Source organism: Pseudomonas sp. HOU2, from assembly GCF_040729435.1.
Taxonomy (GTDB): Bacteria; Pseudomonadota; Gammaproteobacteria; order Pseudomonadales; family Pseudomonadaceae; genus Aquipseudomonas.
Map to the genome: position 1 here is coordinate 5,470,100 of NZ_CP160398.1, position 19,148 is coordinate 5,489,247.

The window sequence follows — 19,148 nt, forward strand, 5'->3', positions numbered from 1 at the left end:
CCTACAGGGGATCGCGGTTTACAGTGATGGCTTCGACAAGGTGAGTGAGGCCGGTGATGACGCAGTTCTACGATGCGCGGGGCAATATTTACGGGGTGGTTTCGCCTGAGGCGCTTCGCGAGGCGGGGATCGATTTGCCGAACGATGCCGCGCAGTGTGCTGTGTCGAGACCGGCATGGAGTCGCGCAGCCATTGCGCTGTGCTGCGACTGGCCCGAAGGGCAGCGTCCAGCGGGGAGCAAATCCCATCGCAGCGATGGCCTGCTGATCGGCCCGTTCCAGGCAGCGCCGCCGTTCGACGTGCTGATCGTCAACACCGACGGCACCTTGGCCGAGCGCAGCGGCAATGGCCTGACGATCTTTTCCCAGGCGTTGCTGGAGCAGGGGCTGATGCCGGCGGAAGGGGTGGCGCTGCGAGTGCATCACGACAAGGGTGACGCTGTGGAAACCTCGGTCAAACCGGCTGAAATCGAAGGTGACAGCGGCTTCTGGCTGGACCTCGGTCAACCGGTCTTCGGGCCGTCGGCGGTGAATGCGCAGAATATTGAAAGTCGCGAGTTCAACGGGCGTGAAGTGAGCCATGTAGAACCCTTGGCCCAGCTCGATCCTGCGTGGCAGCACAGCCAGTTCGTGCGCATCGGCAACCCGCATTGCGTGACCTTGCTCACCGACGTTGCCGCGTTGCCGAGCAACCCGCAAATGCGCGAATCGCCCTGGGCTGAAGGCCTGACCCGAATCGCCTACGCCATGCCGACTGGCGCCGGCCAGCCATGCCCGGCGGGCGTCAATCTGCAATGTGCCGCGCTTGAGTCAGCGCAGCGCATCGTCGCCCGCGTGTTCGAGCGTGGCGAAGGGCCGACGGCATCTTCAGGCACCAGTGCCGGTGCGGTGGCCTGCGCAGCATGGGCGGTGGGTTGGGTGGCGAGCGGCGAAGTGCACGTCGTCATGCCGGGCGGGACGGCGCCGGTGTTGCTTGAAGAAGAGCAGGGCGAATTGGTGCGGGTCAGGCTGTTTGGTACGGCGCGATTGATCGACTGAACCGGCTAACGCCTTCGCTGGCAAGCCAGCTCCCACAGAGTTATATGGTGAACACAAATCACGCGTTCACTGCTGAATACTGTGGGAGCTGGCTTGCCAGCGATGAGGCCATCAGCCTGACAACCATTTCAGATCTGTCCGCCGCTGAACTCCACCACCGGCATCTGCCGCTGCATCAGCACCTTGCCGCCGCGAATCGAATACAACGGCAAGCCTTGGCTGCGAATAACCTCGTAATCGCTGTCCGCCGACAGAATCAGCAGGTTCGCCGGGCGCCCCTCTACCAGGCCATAACGCTCGCCCAGGTGCATGGCCTTGGCACTGTTGTCGGTGACCAGATCCAGCGCGTTCTGCAGGTTGCGGTAACCGAGCATGTGGCAGATGTGCAACCCGGCTTCCAACACGCGCAGGATGTTGCCGTTGCCCAGCGGGTACCACGGATCGACGATCGAGTCCTGGCCAAAACACACGTTCATCCCGGCTTCGAGCAATTCATTCACACGGGTCACGCCACGGCGTTTCGGGAAGTTGTCGAAACGTCCCTGCAGGTGAATGCTTTCGGTCGGGCACGAAACAAAACTGATCCCGGAGTGCCCGAGCAGGCGGAACAGTTTGGCGCAGTAGGCGTTGTCGTAAGAACCCATTGCCGTGGTGTGGCTGGCGGTGACCCGCGCGCCCATGTCGCGGCTGCGTGCCTCTTCGGCGAGCACTTCGAGAAAGCGTGAGTGCGGGTCGTCGGTCTCGTCGCAATGCACATCCACCAGGCACCCGGTGCGCTCGGCCAGATCCATCAGAAACTTCACCGAACTGACGCCCTGATCACGGGTGTACTCGAAATGTGGAATGCCGCCAACCACGTCGGCGCCCATGCGAATCGCTTCTTCCATCAGCTCGCGACCGTTGCGGAACGACTCGATGCCTTCCTGCGGGAACGCGACGATTTGCAGGTCAATCAGGTGCCGGGTTTCTTCGCGCACTTCGAGCATCGCCTTGAGTGCGGTGAGTTGCGGGTCGGTAACGTCGACGTGGGTGCGCACGTGCTGGATGCCGTGGGCGGCCAGGGCCTGGATGGTCTTTTTGGCGCGGGTTTTGGTGTCCTCTTCGGTGATGGTGACCTTGCGCTCACCCCAGCACTCGATGCCCTCGAACAGCGTGCCACTCATGTTCCAGCGCGGTTCGCCAGCGGTGAGGGTGGCGTCGAGGTGGATGTGCGGCTCGACGAAGGGCGGCACCACCAGATTGCCGCCGGCGTCGAGGTCGCCGGGGTTGAGGGTCGGGGCTTCGGTCTGGCGGCCGATGCTGCGGATCAGGCCGTCTTCCAGGTGCAATTCGTGCAAACCGTCCTGGTTGCGCAGTCGGGCGTTGATGATGTGCATCAGGCGAATCCTTCTTATAGGTCTTGTAATGGCACGGTGGCGCGACGGGCGCCGAGCAGGCCGGTGACGATGACATACGTTAGCGCGGCGGCGGCAATCCCTACCAGCGGCGCGACCCACGGCGAGTGGAACGCCGCGAGCGTACCGACCGCGTAAGCCCCCAGCCCCGGCCAGTTGAACGCCGGCAGCCGTGCGTCGGCCAGACGCGGATAACGCCCACGCCAGCGGAAGAAAAAGTCGGCCATGATCACCCCGCCAATCGGCGGAATCACCGTGCCCAGCAGAATCAGGTACGGCACCAGCATGTCATACATGCCCAGCAGCGCGAGCAGGGTGCCGATCACCGCACCTGCGAGGGTCACGGTCTTGCGCCGTCCGGTGCGCAGCAGGTTGCAGCCGGCGACGGCGAAGTTGTAGATGGTGTTGTCCTGGGTGCTCCAGATATTCAGTAACAGCATGGCCATCGCGGCCATGGCGAAACCTTGCAGCAGCAACACTTCAACCACGTCGGGCTGCTGATAGACGATCGCACCGTAGGCGCCGATCAGCACCATCAGGCCATTGCCGATGAAAAATCCGATCAGGCTGGCCAACACGGCAACCCGTGCCGAGCGTGAGAAGCGGGTCCAGTTGGTCGCCTGGGTCGCGCCGCTGACGAAGGTGCCGAACACCAGCGTGATCGCGGTCGACCAGTCCAGCGAACCCGTCGGCACCACGCTGAGCAAACCATCGAGGCCACCGACTTTTACCGTCGCGACCCACATCGACAGCATCAGCAGCAACATCATCGCTGGCACTGCGATGTACGACAGAATCTCCAGGCCGCGATAGCCGACATACGCCGTGGCGCAGAACACCAGGCCGAACAGCACCATCAAACCGAGCACCGTGCCTTGCTCCAGTTCGAAGTATTTGCCCAGCACCACCGCCGCCGTCGCGGTGCCCCAGGCGTACCAGCCGATCTGGGTGAAACCGAGGATCAGGTCGCTGAGCTTGCTGCCGACTTCACCAAAACAGAAGCGCCCCATCAGTACCGAGTTGAGACCGCTCTTGAAGGCGATATAACCCAGCCCCGCCGCATACAGTCCGAGCAGCAAGTTACCGACGACGATCACCGCCATCATCTCGCCAAAACTGAACGCCACACCGAGCTTGCCGCCGGCGAACATGGTTGCGGTGAAAAACGTGAAACCGAGCAACACCATGGCGGTTGAGGCCAGACCTTTGCGGGCATGCATCGGCACTTCGCTGAGCGGGTAGTCGTTGCCGGGGTCGTTCTGCGTCATGGGGCGTTCCTTGCTGAAGAGGGGGGACGCGGTGTGGGTTGCAGTGGTCGTGCCAAATGCTGATTGGCGCCGGTTATGTATAGACGAGGCACGCCGTCAGGCGCGAAAACAGTGCATCTGAAAGCACCAAAGCCCAATGTAGGAGCTGCCGAAGGCTGCGATCTTTTGATTTTGATCTTTAAAAACAACATCAAAAGATCGCAGCCTGCGGCAGCTCCTACAGGGGGATTTATGTGGGTCAGAGAAATCTGAGCAGGGCGGCGACGATGGCTTCCGGGGCGTCTTCCTGAACGAGGTGGCCGGCGTTGGCGATTGGGTGAAATTGCGCGCCGGGGATCATCTTGTGCAACGCCCGGCCGCGCTCGATGGGAATCCACTGATCCGCTTCGCCCCAGAGAATCTGCACCGGGCAGCGGATGCTCGGGTACAGCGGTTCGGCCTCGCGGGTGTAGCGCTCGTCCATTTGCGCGATCTGCCGATAGAACGCCGCTTGCCCCGGATCGCCGAGCCACGGCTGCACGTAGGGCGCCAGTTCATCATCGGGAATGTCGCGGTGAATCGCCCCGCGAATGTAGGTCGGGACGATGGCGCGCTGAATGTAATCCGGCAGGCCGTTGAACGCCGCTTGATGCTGGCGCACGTGTTGCACGAACGGCGAACCCCAGGGCGTCAGCGCCACCGGATCGATCAGCGTCAGGCTGCGGTAGTCCTTGCCATCGAGCAAATGCGTGCGCAGTGCGGTGGCACCGCCGAAGTCGTGGGCGACCACGTCCGGGCGCTGGATGTTCCATTGATCGAGCAACTGCGCGAGCAGTTGATTCTGCACGCCGAGGGAGACATCGGCATCCGGTTGTGCGGAGCGCCCGTAACCCAGCAGGTCGAAATAATGCACGCGGTGGCTGGCAAAGAAATACGGCGCGATGCGGTGCCACACATAGGATGAAAACGGTGTGCCATGCACCAACACCAGCGGCGGGCCGTCACCGCGCACGGCGTGGCGCACCGGATGCCCGTTGAACTCGAAGACCTGATCCAGCAGCCAGTCAGTCATCGGCCTGTCCTCTTGGCGGGTTTAAGCCAAAAAGCATAGGCGTAAAAAAACAGCCATGAAGGCTGTTAACAAAGATCCCCCCTGTAGGAGCTGCCGCAGGCTGCGATCTTTTGATCTTGATCTTTAAAAACAAGATCAAAAGATCGCAGCCTTCGGCAGCTCCTACACAGGGATTTGTTTGGATCATTCACCGCGATAGATGCAACCGCTGGTGCAGGTCTCGTGAATGCGGATGGCGCTGAGTTCCGGCAGCAGTGGCTTCAGTTCATTCCAGATGAATTTGGCCAGCACTTCGCTGGTCGGGTTTTCCAGGCCGGGAATGTCGTTCAGGTAGTTGTGGTCCAGACGCTCGTACAGCGGCTTGAAAATCGCCTTGATCTCGGAAAAATCACGGATCCAGCCGGTGTGCGGATCGAGGTCGCCGCTCAAATGAATCGCCACTTTGAACGAGTGACCGTGCAGACGCCCGCACTTGTGGCCGTCCGGTACGTGCGGCAGGCGGTGGGCGGATTCGAATGTAAATTCCTTGAAGATTTCCACAGTATTTTCGGCTCTGTTCAGGTGGCGTTCGCCGCAGCGATTCGGGCAGGCGGCGAGTTTACCAGCTTGTGTTTGGCGATGCGGGAAAACACTGACTAAAGGGTCAGCAAGCGCTCGGCGAGGCGACCGTTGGCGGTCAGTTCGAGAAACTCGTCGCCCAGCCGGCGGCTTTCGTCCATCGCCGCGTGCCAGTATTTCTGCCGGCTCGGCGCATCGCCCATGAAGCGCTTGAAGTCGTTACGGTCGGGCAGTTTGCCGTAGGGCAGGCGCGCCAGATATTCCTTTGATGGCGCGAGCAACAGCACGTCCTGCAAGCGCTCGACCGAAGCGCGGCGCCACGGCAGGGTCTTGTCGAACCAGCCGGGGATCACCCGGTCGGTGAAGTGCGGATAAAGCACGATGCCGTCGCCGCTGTAGGGCAGGTCGAGGTGATAGTCGAGCAGCCCGCCGTCGCGGAACGTGCCGGCCCCGGCGCCCGGCAGGTCGCGCACGCCTTCCATGACCATCGGAATCGACCCCGAGGCCAGCAGCGCCTGACGCAGGTTGCCGGCATTGAGGGCGACGAAGCGCGACGGGAAGTCATTCAGCGCATTCACCGGCGGGGCGAGGCGCGGGTCGTGAATGATCAGCCGTTCGAAGTGCCGCGACAGGCGCGCGCGACCGCGCAGGTTATCGGCGATCACCGAACCCAGTGCCAGGCCGAGGCGGCCGCGATGGTCATCGGCCAGGCGTCCGTGGCTTTTGACCACCATGATGTTCAGGCGGTAGTCGGCATTGTTGAGGATGCTGGCGTCGCGGCCGTCGAGCAGGTCATTGAGCATGCGCTGCGAGCTCGCGCTGATCTCTGCCATGGTCACGCCTTTGTTGAAATTCTGCTCGGCGTACAACTGACCGAGGCGGCAGATGCCTTCGGCGGCGTCCGGCAGGCAGGCACTGGCGAAGCGCCAGGAACCGACCGAAGCACCGATCAGCGAGCGCTCACGCGGTGCGCTCGGCAGCCATTCACCGAATAACGCCAGGTCCAGCCCCTGAATCCCCAGAGCCTTCGGCCCGCCGGCCGCACCGGGCAGGGTGCCGACGTCGGCGGCGTTCAGCCCTTGGGCACGAATGCGTGCCATGGCCCGAGGGCCGGCCTTGAGGGTGAGGGCGGGGAACTTGATGTGGATGGCGGTCATACCGGTCTCGATCGTTAGCAAGCGAACAATTATAAGCACATGTTACCGAACTCTGTAGGAGCTGCCGCAGGCTCGGGCCGCGTTCGGACGATCTTTTGATCTTGCCCTCTAAAAGTCAAAAGATCGCAGCCTGCGGCAGCTCCTACAGGGCAATGATGGCAATTCAGTTTCAGTTAAGTTGCTCCCGCTAAGGTGCCCACCGTAGCTGCACATAAAAATACGGAGACACCCATGAAAACCCTGACTGCCCTGTCCATTGCCGCGATCATCGGCCTGACCGCCAGCCTCGCCCACGCTCGCGATCTTGGCCCCGATGAAGCCCTGCGCCTGCGCGACGCTGGTACTATCGTCTCCTTCGAGAAGCTCAACGCCACGGCGCTGGCCAGACACCCGGGCTCGACCATCACCGATACCGAGCTGGAAGAGCAGTACGGCAAGTACGTTTACCAGGTCGAAATGCGTGATCCGCAAGGGCTGGAGTGGGATCTGGAATTAGACGCGGTCACTGGGCAGGTTCTCAAGGATCATCAGGATACGTAATGAAGGTTAATGTTCGCGCCACCAGCCGTACGGCGTTGGCGCTTGTGATTGTTTGCTCGGCGGCGATGGCCCGCGATCTCGATCAGGACGAGGCGTTGAAGCTGCGTCAGCAGGGGGTGATCCTGCCGCTGGAGCAGGTGCTGCAACAGGCGCTGGATCGCTATCCGGGGGCCAAACTGCTGGAAGTCGAGCTGGAGGAAAAGCACGACGTCTATGTTTACGAAGTCGAACTGCTGACGGTCGAGGGCGTGGCGCGCGAGCTGCACCTGAAGGCCGACAGCGGCGAACTGCTCAAAGACAAGGAAGATTGACCGATGCGTTTGCTTCTGGTGGAAGACCACGTGCCGCTGGCTGACGAACTGATTGCCGGCCTGCAGCGCCAGGGCTACGCGGTGGACTGGCTGGCGGACGGCCGCGATGCGGTCTATCAGGGCAGCAGCGAGCCGTATGACCTGATCATTCTCGACCTCGGTCTGCCCGGCGTTCCCGGACTGGAGGTGCTGGCGCAATGGCGCGCCGGTGGCCTGTCGACCCCGGTGCTGATCCTCACCGCTCGCGATTCCTGGGCCGAGCGCATCGAAGGCCTGAAGGCTGGCGCCGACGATTACCTGACCAAACCGTTCCACCCCGAAGAGCTGCACCTGCGGGTGCAGTCGTTGCTGCGCCGCTCCAAGGGCCAGGCCAATCAGCCGACGCTCAAGGCCGCCGGTCTGCATCTGGATGAAGGTCGCCAGTGCGTGATTCGCGACGGCAGCGAGATTCAGCTGACCGCCGCCGAATTCCGCCTGCTGCGCTATTTCATGCTGCACCCGGAACAGATCCTGTCGAAAACCCACCTCGCCGAGCACCTCTATGACGGCGAGACCGAGCGTGATTCCAACGTCCTCGAAGTTCACGTCAACCACCTGCGGCGCAAACTCGGCAAAGCGGTGATCGAAACCCGTCGCGGCCAGGGTTACCTGTTCGGCGGGCAAGCTTCGTGAGGTCGATCCAGCGCCGTTTGAGCCTGGGCTTGATCAGTGTGATGGTGATCGTCGGCCTGGTGCTGGCGCAAACCAGCCTGTGGTTGTTCGAAGTCGGTTTGCAGCGGTATCTCGAAGCGGGCCTGCGCAATGACAGTGAAAGCCTGCTGGTGGCACTGGTGCGTGGCCCGCAAGGTTTGCAACTGGATGAGCGGCACCTGTCGCCGGCCTATCAGCGACCGTTCTCAGGGCATTACTTCCGTATCGATTTTGCCGACAGCCATTGGCGTTCACGCTCGCTGTGGGATCAGGATCTGCCGCTGCTGGAACACCCCGGTTTGCACAGCAACCTGCAACTGGGGCCGGACGGTCAGCAGTTGCTGGTATTGCGCTCGGACTATCGACGTCTGGGGCAGGCGATCTCGATCAGCGTCGCCCAGGATTACACTCCGGTGCGCGAGAGTTTCCAGCGCATGCGCCAGATCGGCCTCGGGCTGGGCCTGGCCGGTTTGCTGCTGATTCTGCTGCTGCAACGGCTGACGGTGCGGCGCGCGTTGAAGCCGCTGGAACGCGCGCGCGAGCAGATCGCCCAGTTGCAGCAGGGCCAGCGTTCGCAACTGGACGATCAGGTGCCGGTGGAACTGGAGCCGCTGGTGGCGCAGATCAACCATTTGCTGGCGCACACCGAAGACAGCCTCAAGCGCTCGCGCAATGCGCTGGGCAATCTGGGGCATGCGCTGAAAACGCCGTTGGCGGTGCTGCTGAGTCTGGCCTCGAACGAAAAACTCGATGCCCACCCGGAGCTGCGCCGAATCCTCAAGGAGCAACTGGAACAGGTGCAACAGCGGCTCAGTCGTGAGCTCAATCGCGCACGGTTATCCGGTGATGCGCTGCCGGGTGCGCTGTTTGATTGCGATGCGGAACTGCCGGGATTGCTGGCAACGCTGAACATGATCCACGGCGAGCATCTGGCGTTGAGTTACGTCGCGCCGCCGGGGCTGCAACTGCCGTGGGATCGCGAGGACTTGCTGGAACTGCTCGGCAACCTGCTCGACAACGCCTGCAAATGGGCGGATGCCGAGGTGCGTCTGAGCGTGATCGAACGGACTGACGGCTACGCCCTGAGCGTTGAAGATGACGGGCCGGGGATTCCTGAAGAGCAACGCACGCAGGTGTTCAGCCGTGGCACGCGGCTCGATGAGCAGACTGACGGGCATGGCCTGGGACTGGGGATCGTGCGCGATATCGTCGAGACGTGGGGCGGGTTGCTGGTGCTGGGCGAGAGCGAGTGGGGCGGGTTGAAGGTGGTGATCGAATTGCCGAAACGCTGATCCCGGATCCCCACAATCCCCCTGTAGGAGCTGCCGAAGGCTGCGATCTTTTGACTTTGATTTTTTAAAACCCAAGATCAAAAGATCGCAGCCTGCGGCAGCTCCTACAGGGGAGGTTAATGCCGTCAGACCCGGAACTGGTCCATCAGACTCTGCTGCTGATTCGCCAGGCTGTTCAGCGACTGGCTCACCCGCGCCGACTCATTGGCCTGTCCGGACAGCGATTCGGTCACGTCACGAATGGTCGCCACGTTGTTGTTGATCTCCTCGGCCACCGCGCTTTGCTCTTCCGCCGCGCTGGCGATCTGCAGGTTCATGTCGCTGATCACCGTCACTGCATCGCCGATCTGGCGCAGTGCGGTCACCGCTTGCCCGACCTGTTCGACACTGCCCTGAGCCTGACGATGGCTGTTGCCCATCGACCCGACCACATCCTGGGTACCAGTCTGCAATTGCTCGATGACCTGACGGGTTTCTTCCACCGACTCTTGGGTGCGGCGGGCAAGGTTGCGCACTTCGTCGGCGACCACGGCAAAACCACGCCCGGCTTCACCGGCGCGGGCGGCTTCGATCGCGGCGTTGAGGGCCAGCAGGTTGGTCTGTTCGGCGATGGCGCGGATGGTCTCCAGCACGGTGCCGATCTTCTCACTGTTGGCGGCCAGACCTTCGACCTGCACCATGGCAGCGCTCATGTCGGCGGCCAGGGTGTCGATGCTCGCAGTGGTGCGGTCGATCACGGTCAGGCCCTGACGGGTGGCGCGATCGGCGTCCTTGGCGGCTTCGGCGGCTTGCGCGGCGCTGCGTGCAACGTCCTGCGCGGTGGCGCTCATTTCGTGAGAGGCGGTGGCGACCTGATCGACCTGGCGGTATTGCTGCTCCATGCCGGCGCTGGTCTGGGTGGCGATGGCCGAGGACTGGTCGGCGGTGTTGCGCGCGTCCTGCACCGAGCGTTTCACTTCGGCGATGATCGGCTGCAACTTGTCGAGGAACTTGTTGAACCAGCCGGCCAGTTGACCGAGTTCATCCTGCTTGTCATAGGCCAGACGGCGGGTCAGATCGCCCTCGCCACTGGCGATGTCTTCAAGCATGTGCGCCACGCCAAGAATCGGCTTGGTCACACTGCGCGCCATCAGCCACACCAGCAGCAGGCCGACCAGCGCCGCGAGCACGCCGAGGCTCAGTTCGATCAATGTGCCCGAGTTGTTGCTCGCATCCAGTTGCTGCTTGAGCGCTTCGGCGCGGCTGACCAGGACTTTTTCCGGCACATCGAGCAACACGCCCCACGCCGGCCCGCCGGGGATCGGCTGGAACGGCGACAGCACTTTCAACTGGCCGTTGCCGTGCAGGCTGCTGACGCTGCTGCTGGCGCCGAGTTGGCGCAGCAGTTCGGCGCCGCTGACGGTGTCCACGGCATCCAGGCGCTTGCTCAGTTTGCTGGCGTCCGGGCTGTAGCCGGCGAGCAGGCCGGTGGGGCTGATGATGCTCACGGCGGTCTGGCCGTCGTAGAGTTTTTTGCTCGCGCCCTGGCTGATCGCCTGCAGGCTGTTGAGGTTGATGTCCACCGACAGCGAGGCGATGACTTTGCCGTTGACCATCAGCGGGAAGACGATGCTGGTCATCAGCACGTTCTGACCGTCGATCACATAGAAGTACGGTTCGATCACGCACGGTTTGAGCGTGGTGCGCGGGCAGGTGAACCAGGCGTTGGCCGCCTGACCGCTGGGGCCGGTGCTGGTGTCAGCCATGTCGCTTTCCGGCAGGGCCATCGAGGTGACTTTGCCGGGAGTCGGCTGCGACCAGTACAGGGCGAAGCGGCCCTTGTCGTTGCTGCCCAGTTCGGCCTGACCGGCGAACAGTTCATCCTTGCCGTCCAGCGCGTTGGCTTCGAACACCAGCGACAGACCGAGCAGCTCCGGGTTGGCCTGCAGTGCGGACTTGACCTGACGGGTCATGTCTTCGCGCAGGTCGAAGGCATCGAGGAAGCGCTTCTCGGCCTGCTCGCGCAAAAACAGCACCTGACGCGAGAAACCGTGACCGTATTGATAGGCGTCCATGAACTGCTGGCGAATCCCGGCAGCCTGCACCTCACCCTGCGATTCAATGCGCGCCTGGGCCGACTCGGTCAGCATCTCCATGCTCGACGCCTTCACCAGCTCGGAGCTGTGCTCCATGCGGTACAGCGAAAGACCCACCAGCAGGGTCACGATGCCCGCCAGGCACAGGCCGGCGAGCAGGGTGATTTTCCATTGAATGGAAAGTTGTCTGAGCGACATGGAGACGTCCTTATTCGATAAATATCTGAGACTTTGCACTGTAACGGCCGCGTTTCGGCTTTCTTTATTGTTCAGGCGCAATATGACCGATTGCCGCAGCCGAGTGACATTTAGATCCCTGTGGCGAGGGAGCTTGCTCCCGCTGGGGTGCGTAGCGCCCCTAAATCCTGCTAACGCGGTCATTCAGGCATAACGCGTCTACCGGTTTTGCGACTGCTGCGCAGCCGAGCGGGAGCAAGCTCCCTCGCCACAGGGATCTCCTGCGCATCACCGGGTTGTGCATTGCCAGTTACATTTCAGTTCAGCGGCTCGCTTTGACACCGCCGCCACTCTGCGGCACAGTGCGCGCCCTTCTAATAAGACCCTCTTTGCAAATCCGCCGGTTAACCGTTGGCGGACTCATCCTGTCTGGCGGTGATGATTTCATCGCAGTGTTTTTGAGGTAGTGAAATGAATGCAGTGATTGCTGCGGTCGGCGTCATGCTGATCCTCAGCCTGTCCCGCGTGCACGTGGTGATCGCGTTGATCGTCGGTGCACTGGTCGGCGGCCTGACCGGTGGTCTGGGCATCGACGCCACGCTCAAGGCGTTCAACAGCGGCCTGGGTGGTGGGGCCACGGTGGCGTTGTCCTACGCGTTGCTCGGCGCTTTCGCCGTGGCGATTGCCAAGTCCGGCCTGGCCCATGCGCTGGCCGACAAGGCTCTGGCGATGGTTGACCGCCAGCATTCGAGCGGCGGCGGCAGCGTCAAATGGCTGCTGATCGGTCTGCTGTGGGTGGTGGCGATTGCCTCGCAGAACATTCTGCCGATCCACATTGCGTTCATTCCGCTGCTGGTGCCGCCGCTGCTTTATGTACTGACCAAGTTGCAGTTGGATCGCCGGCTGATCGCCTGCGTCATGACCTTCGGCCTGATCACCCCGTACATGGTGTTCCCGGTGGGTTTCGGCAACATCTTCCTCAATCAGATTCTGCTGGCCAACGTCAGCAAGGCCGGGGTCGATATCAGCCAGATCAACGTCATGCACGCCATGGCGATTCCGGCGCTGGGCATGGTCTTCGGCCTGTTGCTGGCGGTGTTTTTCAGCTATCGCAAGAAGCGCGTTTACGATCTGCAGAAGATCGAACAGGTCGAGCAGGTCAGCGTGGCGTACAACCCGAAGACCATCGGCATTGCCGGTCTGGCGATTGCCGCCGCGTTCATCATTCAGTTGCTGCTGGACTCGATGATTATCGGCGCACTGGCCGGGTTCCTGATTTTCTCGGCCTCGGGCATCGTCAAATGGCGTGAGACCGACGACCTGTTCACCGAAGGCATGAAGATGATGGCGATGATCGGCTTCATCATGATCTCCGCCTCGGGTTTCGCCGAAGTGCTCAAGGCCACCGGCGAAGTGCGCTCGCTGGTCGAAAGTGCGGCGGCGTGGATCGATCACAGTCAGGCGATCGGCGCGCTGTTGATGCTGCTGGTGGGCCTGATGGTGACCATCGGTATCGGCTCGTCGTTCTCCACAGTGCCGATTCTGGCGGCGATTTTCGTGCCGCTGTGCGTGCAACTGGGCTTCAGCCCGATGGCCATCGTGTGCATCGTCGGCACCGCCGGGGCGCTGGGCGACACCGGCTCGCCGGCCTCCGACTCGACGCTGGGCCCGACCTCCGGGCTGAACGTCGATGGCCAGCACCACCACATCTGGGACACCGTGGTGCCGACCTTCCTGCACTACAACCTGCCGTTGTTGGCGTTCGGCTGGGTGGCCGCGATGGTCCTCTGATCCCTCTGAAAACTGTGGGAGCTGGCTTGCCAGCGATGGCGTCGGCACATTCAATATTTATGTGGCTGACACACCGCCATCGCGGGCAAGCCCGCTCCCACAGGGATATGCAGTGTCTGCAGACTCAACTTTTGCTATTGCGTGCCGTTAACGCCTTTAACCACGCCAATAAAACCAAAAGAGTGAGCCCCCCCATGCGCTTGAGTCTCAAGGCCAAAGTCCTGTCCCTCGCCGTCCTGCCGGTGCTGCTCTTTGCGCTGGTCATCAGCCTGACCACGCTGTTCATCCTTCAGCAACAGGCGCACACCGAGGTCGAGCAGACCCGCGAGCGCCTGCTCGCCGACGCCAAGGCCACGCTGCAAAGTTACGTCGCCGTGGCCATGACCACGATCAAGCCGCTGTACGACGCAGCCGCCCCCGGTGACAACGCGGCGCGGGCGCAGGCGATCAAGCTGCTGTCGGGCATTCGCTACGGCAAGGACGGCTATTTCTTCGGCTACGACTCCGAGACCGTGCGCCTGTTCAAGGCCAACGACCCTGAAGGCGTGGGCAAAAGCTTCAAGGACAACCGCGATCCCAACGGCGTCTACGTCAACCTCGGCCTGGTGAAAGTGGCGAAGGACGGCACCCACTATCTGCAATACAGCTCGCCGTTGCCGGGCAACGCCAGCGTGCTGGTGCCGAAACTTGGCTACACCGAATACCTGGCGAAGTGGGACATGGCGGTCGGTACCTCGGTCAACCTCGACGGTATCGAAGCGCAAGTCGCGGTGGTCGAGGCGCAAGTTCAGGAGCGAATGAAAGGCGTGATCCTCAGCATTGTCGGCGTGGCGCTGGTGGTGTTGCTGGTGATTGCCATCGCCGGGATGCTGCTGGCCAACACCATTCTGCGCCCGCTCAATCTGATGAAAGCCAATCTCGACGACATCGCGGCGGGCGAGGGCGATCTGACACGCCGGTTGAACATCACCAGCCAGGACGAACTCGGCGAACTGGCCGGCTCGTTCAACCGCTTCGTCGACAAGATCCACGGCCTGGTGCGGCAGATCACCGAGATGACCACGCAACTGACTGGCCTGGTGAATCAGGTCTCGGATCAGGCCCAGCGCTCCGACCAGGCCATGGAGCGTCAGCGCCACGAGACCGATCAGGTCGCCACCGCGATCAATGAGATGTCCGCCGCCGCCCAGGAAGTCGCCAAGAGCGCGCAGAACGCCGCGGTCGCCGCGCAGCAGACTGATGAAGAAGGCCAGAGCGCCAAGCGCGTGGTGGCCGGCAGCATCAAACAGATTCATGCGCTGGTGGATGACATTCGCAGCAGCGGCGTGTCGCTCGACAGCCTGCAGCAGGACGTGTCGTCGATTGTCGGCGTGCTCGGGGTGATTCGTTCGATTGCCGAGCAGACCAACCTGCTGGCGCTGAACGCCGCGATTGAAGCGGCGCGCGCCGGGGAGGCCGGGCGCGGCTTTGCGGTGGTGGCGGACGAAGTGCGCGCGCTGGCCAGCCGTACGCAGATCAGCACCCAGGAGATTCAAGGGATGATTGATCGCCTGCAAGCGGGTACGCAGTCGGCGGTCGAGGCGATGCGCCGTTCCAGTGAAGCGGGCGATGGTACCTCGGCACAGGCCAATCAGGCCGGGGCGTCGCTGGACGCCATGGCTGACTTGATCGCGACCATCAACTCGATGAACGCGCAGATCGCCAGCGCGGCCGAGGAACAAACGGCGGTGGCCGAAGAGATCAACCGCAGCGTGCATCAGATTGCGGTGGCGGTGGACAGCGTAGCGGACGAGACCCAGTTGGGCGCGCAGACCTCGCGCAGCCTCGCCGACCTCGGCCAACGCCTGGGCAAACTGGTGGGCCAGTTCCGTATCTGATAATTGTGTGAATCCTCAAGCGGGCCCTCACCCTAGCCCTCTCCCGGAGGGAGAGGGGACTGACCGCAGCGTCTCGCGTCATACATCGACCTGAAAAAAACCAGTCGATTCTGGATTCAAAGCCGATCGTTCACGTCAGCGTATCTCTTGACTATCCCCCGATCAGTCCCCTCTCCCTCCGGGAGAGGGCTAGGGTGAGGGGCTTTTGATTTTCAGCTTCAAGGTCTGTCCCAGTACGGCACTTCACCAAAGCACTCGACAAAGAAATCAATCACCGTCCGCACCTTCACCGACAACCTTCGACTCCCCGGCCACAGCACCGCAATCTGCTGCGGCTCCAGGCTGTTGGACACCTGATACTCGCCCAGCACCGGCACCAGCGTGCCTTCACGTACCGCCTCACCAATCAGCCATGACGGAAACATCACCAGGCCCAGGCCTTGCTCGGCCGCTTGCGTGAGGGTGTCGGCGTGGTTGCCGGTGATCCGGCCTTTGACCGAGTAAGGCGTCCAGTCATCCTGACCCTGGCGGAAAAACCAGCGTTGCTGGCCGGTCGCGCCTTTGTAGGCCAGGCACTGGTGCTGCGCCAGATCCTGCGGGTGTTGCGGAGTACCGTGGCGCTCGAGATAGGCCGGGCTGGCGGCGACCTGAAAGCGATGCGGCGCGAGAATCCGCGCCTGCATGCTCGAGTCGTGCATCGGACCGATGCGAAACAGCAGGTCGGCGCCTTCCTGCAACGGGTCGACGTAATGGTCGGTCTGCTGGATGTCCAGTTGCAGCTTCGGATAACGCGCGCACAGTTTGCCGAGCCACGGCGTCAGATGCCTTTGACCGAATACCACCGGCGCGTTGATCCGCACCAGCCCGGTGGGTTCGCTTTGCTGTTCCTGCAACGCCTGCTCGGCTTCCTCCAATTGCACCAGCACCAGCCGCGCATGGTGGCCGAGCATGCGTCCGGCCTCGGTCGGCGTCACGGCGCGGGTGTGGCGGTAGAGCAGTTGCTGGTTCAGCGCCTGCTCCATCAACTGGATCTGCCGCGAGATCGAAGAGGGCGCCACGCCCTCGCGGCGGGCGACTTCGGAAAAACTGCCGTGGTCGAGCACCGCCACGAACAGCCTGAGTGCCTTGAAGCCCAGTTCATTCAGCCCATGCATGGATCGTCCTGTTGTGCGAGTTGCGCAAAAGTGTTGTCCGGATGCTCCCATTTATCGCACAGCTATGCCAGCCGATAATCCGCGCCATCGTTTACTTGCGTGGGTTTTGGATGATGCAGACATTGGATGAAGTGAGTGTGCCGGCGCCGGCGACCCGGTCGTGGTTGCGCCTGTTGTTGCTGCCGCTGGTGATTCTGGCCGGCATGAGCCTGTCGGTGGAGGCCGGGTTGCTGGGGCCGTTGGGGGAGCAGGTCGGGCATCTGTGGGCGACTTTGAGCATCTTCGGCGTAGGTTCGGCGATTCTGTTTTTGCTGCTGTTGTTCGCCGGCCCGCAGAAAGGCCCGGCGCTGACCGATCTGCCGCGCTGGCAATTGATCGGCGGGTTTCTGGGGCCGATGTACGTGGTGGTGCTGACCCTGGCGACACCGCATATCGGGATTGCGATGACGATGATCGCGATTTTGTCCGGGCAGGTCGGCAAGAGTGTGCTGATCGACCATTTCGGCTGGTTCGGCGCGACGCGCAAGAAGGTCAATGCCGAGCGGTGGCTGGCATTGGTGTTGATTGTGGTGGCATTGGTTCTGATTGCGCGGGGTTGAGAATATGAGTCTGGTTATTTTGTTGGCTGTGGTGGTGTTGGCGGGCGCGGTGTTGAGTGTTCAGGCGGCGATCAACGGACGCCTGGGTGAAACGGTCGGGGTGTTGCGCAGCAGTCTGCTGACGTTTTTCGTCGGGGCGGTGGTCACCGGGTTGTTGATTGTGTTTTTTGAGCCGGCGCATGCGGTGAGTTTGCTTGATGTGCCGAAGTGGCAGGTCTGTGGGGCGCTGTTTGGGGTGGTTTACATGATGGTCATGGTTGGTGCGGTGCCTGTTGTGGGGACTGCGGTGGCGACGGTGGCGGTAATTGTTGGTCAGCTGGGGATGGGGATGTTGATCGACAATTTTGGCTGGTTGGGGAATCCGGCGATCGAGCTTTCGTCTTCTCGGGTGTTGGCGATGGTGTGTCTGGGGTTGGCTTTGGTTTTTATGTATCGGAGTAGTGTTCGTCGCTCTGATTGAGTTTTCGGTGTAGATCCGTTTTTTGGGTGAAGGCTGATTAGGGTTCCGCCCTTACGGCGGGTCACTTTTTCCAGACGCCGAAAAAGTAACCAAAAAGGCTTTACCCTGACGTTCGGCCCTCGCCTGGGCTCGGGTTCCTTCGCTCCGGGATTCATCCGGGGGGCAGCGCCTACGGTTTGCTTCGCTGCACCTCCTCTCGCTGTGTTTGGCTGCGCCAAACGGTCGCTGCGCTCCCACCCCCGGATAAACCCCTCCACTCAGCCTGCCGACGGGCCCTGAGATCAAAAGCTTTACTCGAGCTAACGCTCATCGTGTTGAGTGGTGGAAAAGCGTGCGCTCGGCTTTTGCTTTTCTGTAGGAGCCAGCCTGCTGGCGATGGCGGCCTACGAGCCGACCAGTCTCTAACTCAATTCACTCAGTCCAAATGTGGGAGCTGGCTTGCCAGCGATGGCGGCCTGTCAGCCGACCAATTTCTTAATGAATGTACCCAATCCCATGTAGGAACTGCCGAAGGCTGTGATCTTTTGATCTGCTTTGGCTTTGGCTCTTGATGTGGCTTTTGATCTTCAGCCCCTTCGGCAGGCCGAGCGTAGGTGTCCATCCGGGGGTTAGGCGCGCAGCGCCATGCGGCGAAGCCGCATCCATCGAGAGGAGGTGCAGCGAAGCAAACCGGAGGCGATGCCCCCGGATGGACACCGTAGCGAGGGAACACTGAGCCTCAGCGAAGTGCCGTACGCCGGGGCAAGACTTTTTGGTTACTTTTGAGGCGTTTGTCAAAAGTGACTCGCTGTAAGAGCGAAACCGCCAGCGGTAGCACCCGCAGAAACGGATATTCACCCAATATCGCCAGCAGGCACCCAATACCCCAAAAAAACCAGATCAAAAGATCGCAGCCTGCGGCAGCTCCTACACTGGTATTTACGGCTTATCCCAAAGCCCAGACAACCACCACAAAAGGAGTCTGTCCCATGCCCGATAGAAAATGCGATTGCCCCAACTGCAAATGCACCATCAAAGAAGGCGACCACTCTTACGCCGTACACGGCAAACACTATTGCTGTGAAGCCTGCGCGCACCACCACAAGGACGGTGCGGAGTGTTCAAGCAAAGGCTGCCATTGCGCCCACCCCAAATAACCGCGCGCATAAAAAAGTGGAGCCTAATCAGGCTCCACTTGCAGTTTCAGGCTTTCATCATCCAGCCGTTCGGTATGGCGGACCGTGCCTTGCAGTCGTCGACCGTTAACCCGCACCACCACGGTTTTCGCCTGGTCGAGGTCTTCCGGTAACGGCGCCGGCACGCGCAGGGCGAAGCTATAGGGGTCGCCTTCGACAGCCTCAAGACCCACCCGACAGTCCACGCTTTTGGTGATACGACCGAACAGGGTGTCCAGTCCGTAATCCAGATGCGCCGGGCTGAAGATGCTGGTCATTGTGTACGCCCCCAAAGAGTCCCCATCGTCTGACGAGATTCTAGCTCGCCGGTCGCCATGTGACATTTTCCACGCCGAATTTCTCCGCCATCGGTTTGCTGGTCTTTTGCACTTTTTCCCGGCCAAAGCGCGGGATGCGACCCACGCCGGCGTCGCAACTTGCCCAGTGCCACGCCTCGGCATTGTCCATCTTGTCCGAGCGGATAATGAACGACTTAGGCGTGCCGTGAAGGGTGTAATCGATGACAAACAGTTTTGCGTTGTTCATAAAGCCCGTATTCCTCC

The 19,148-nt window shown here is 61.7% G+C and carries 19 protein-coding genes; 10 read left to right on the top strand and 9 right to left on the bottom strand.

What is annotated here, in order from left to right; genetic code table 11:
* The first annotated feature begins 56 nt into the window (after positions 1–56).
* Complete coding sequence (locus tag ABV589_RS24635) at positions 57–1,037, top strand: diaminopimelate epimerase (protein WP_367084027.1); 981 nt, start codon at positions 57–59, stop codon at positions 1,035–1,037.
* 128 nt (positions 1,038–1,165) lie between these two features.
* Here the strand turns inward: ABV589_RS24635 and codA are convergent, their stop codons facing one another.
* The 5 genes from codA to ABV589_RS24660 all read right to left on the bottom strand — a co-directional run bounded on the left by codA (position 1,166) and on the right by ABV589_RS24660 (position 6,465).
* Positions 1,166–2,413 carry a cytosine deaminase gene (gene codA, locus ABV589_RS24640; RefSeq protein WP_367084028.1) on the bottom strand — a complete coding sequence of 416 codons (1,248 nt, stop codon included), beginning with the start codon at positions 2,411–2,413 and terminating at the stop codon, positions 1,166–1,168.
* Positions 2,414–2,427: 14 nt separating this feature from the next.
* Positions 2,428–3,699 carry a cytosine permease gene (gene codB, locus ABV589_RS24645; RefSeq protein ID WP_367084029.1) on the bottom strand — a complete coding sequence of 424 codons (1,272 nt, stop codon included), beginning with the start codon at positions 3,697–3,699 and terminating at the stop codon, positions 2,428–2,430.
* 238 nt (positions 3,700–3,937) lie between these two features.
* Positions 3,938–4,750: an alpha/beta hydrolase gene (locus tag ABV589_RS24650; RefSeq protein WP_367084030.1), complete on the bottom strand. Its 813-nt coding sequence runs from the start codon at positions 4,748–4,750 to the stop codon at positions 3,938–3,940.
* Positions 4,751–4,933: 183 nt separating this feature from the next.
* A complete protein-coding gene (queD, locus tag ABV589_RS24655) occupies positions 4,934–5,290 on the bottom strand; it encodes a 6-carboxytetrahydropterin synthase QueD (protein ID WP_007955941.1) in 357 nt (118 codons plus the stop codon).
* A gap of 95 nt (positions 5,291–5,385) precedes the next feature.
* Complete coding sequence (locus tag ABV589_RS24660) at positions 5,386–6,465, bottom strand: patatin-like phospholipase family protein (RefSeq protein ID WP_367084031.1); 1,080 nt, start codon at positions 6,463–6,465, stop codon at positions 5,386–5,388.
* Between the two features lie 231 nt (positions 6,466–6,696).
* On the opposite strand from ABV589_RS24660, the gene ABV589_RS24665 reads away from it, so the two are divergent.
* From ABV589_RS24665 to ABV589_RS24680, 4 genes are read left to right on the top strand one after another with little or no spacing between them, the layout of a single operon-like run.
* Positions 6,697–7,005, top strand: a complete 309-nt coding sequence (locus tag ABV589_RS24665) for a PepSY domain-containing protein (RefSeq protein WP_367084032.1) — start codon at positions 6,697–6,699, stop codon at positions 7,003–7,005.
* Positions 7,005–7,316, top strand: coding sequence for a PepSY domain-containing protein (locus tag ABV589_RS24670; protein WP_210557541.1), 312 nt, complete (start codon positions 7,005–7,007; stop codon positions 7,314–7,316). Before ABV589_RS24665 ends, ABV589_RS24670 begins: the two co-directional genes overlap by 1 nt.
* Before the next feature lie 3 nt (positions 7,317–7,319).
* On the top strand, positions 7,320–7,988 hold the full coding sequence (locus ABV589_RS24675) for a response regulator transcription factor (protein ID WP_003223514.1): 669 nt from the start codon (positions 7,320–7,322) through the stop codon (positions 7,986–7,988).
* Positions 7,985–9,298 carry a sensor histidine kinase gene (locus ABV589_RS24680; RefSeq protein ID WP_367084033.1) on the top strand — a complete coding sequence of 438 codons (1,314 nt, stop codon included), beginning with the start codon at positions 7,985–7,987 and terminating at the stop codon, positions 9,296–9,298. The genes ABV589_RS24675 and ABV589_RS24680 overlap by 4 nt, the downstream gene beginning before the upstream one ends.
* A 125-nt stretch (positions 9,299–9,423) precedes the next feature.
* Here the strand turns inward: ABV589_RS24680 and ABV589_RS24685 are convergent, their stop codons facing one another.
* On the bottom strand, positions 9,424–11,571 hold the full coding sequence (locus ABV589_RS24685) for a methyl-accepting chemotaxis protein (protein WP_367084034.1): 2,148 nt from the start codon (positions 11,569–11,571) through the stop codon (positions 9,424–9,426).
* Positions 11,572–12,021: 450 nt separating this feature from the next.
* Between ABV589_RS24685 and ABV589_RS24690 the strand changes: the two genes are divergently transcribed.
* Both ABV589_RS24690 and ABV589_RS24695 read left to right on the top strand, forming a co-directional pair.
* Positions 12,022–13,341 carry a Na+/H+ antiporter NhaC family protein gene (locus ABV589_RS24690; protein WP_367084035.1) on the top strand — a complete coding sequence of 440 codons (1,320 nt, stop codon included), beginning with the start codon at positions 12,022–12,024 and terminating at the stop codon, positions 13,339–13,341.
* Positions 13,342–13,535: 194 nt separating this feature from the next.
* Positions 13,536–15,218, top strand: a complete 1,683-nt coding sequence (locus ABV589_RS24695; RefSeq protein ID WP_367084036.1) for a methyl-accepting chemotaxis protein — start codon at positions 13,536–13,538, stop codon at positions 15,216–15,218.
* A gap of 218 nt (positions 15,219–15,436) precedes the next feature.
* Here the strand turns inward: ABV589_RS24695 and ABV589_RS24700 are convergent, their stop codons facing one another.
* Complete coding sequence (locus ABV589_RS24700; protein WP_367084037.1) at positions 15,437–16,372, bottom strand: LysR family transcriptional regulator; 936 nt, start codon at positions 16,370–16,372, stop codon at positions 15,437–15,439.
* Positions 16,373–16,485: 113 nt separating this feature from the next.
* On the opposite strand from ABV589_RS24700, the gene ABV589_RS24705 reads away from it, so the two are divergent.
* From ABV589_RS24705 to ABV589_RS24715, 3 genes are all read left to right on the top strand, one after another.
* Positions 16,486–16,971: a DMT family transporter gene (locus tag ABV589_RS24705; RefSeq protein WP_367086228.1), complete on the top strand. Its 486-nt coding sequence runs from the start codon at positions 16,486–16,488 to the stop codon at positions 16,969–16,971.
* Positions 16,972–16,975: 4 nt separating this feature from the next.
* Positions 16,976–17,431, top strand: coding sequence for a DMT family transporter (locus ABV589_RS24710; protein ID WP_098968038.1), 456 nt, complete (start codon positions 16,976–16,978; stop codon positions 17,429–17,431).
* Positions 17,432–18,399: 968 nt separating this feature from the next.
* Positions 18,400–18,567: a metallothionein gene (locus ABV589_RS24715; RefSeq protein ID WP_007969539.1), complete on the top strand. Its 168-nt coding sequence runs from the start codon at positions 18,400–18,402 to the stop codon at positions 18,565–18,567.
* 23 nt (positions 18,568–18,590) lie between these two features.
* Here ABV589_RS24715 and ABV589_RS24720 read toward each other — a convergent pair whose 3' ends face one another.
* Positions 18,591–18,863, bottom strand: coding sequence for a hypothetical protein (locus ABV589_RS24720; RefSeq protein ID WP_367084038.1), 273 nt, complete (start codon positions 18,861–18,863; stop codon positions 18,591–18,593).
* Between the two features lie 40 nt (positions 18,864–18,903).
* A complete protein-coding gene (locus ABV589_RS24725) occupies positions 18,904–19,131 on the bottom strand; it encodes a DUF6555 family protein (protein ID WP_003223528.1) in 228 nt (75 codons plus the stop codon).
* Positions 19,132–19,148 lie beyond the last annotated feature (17 nt).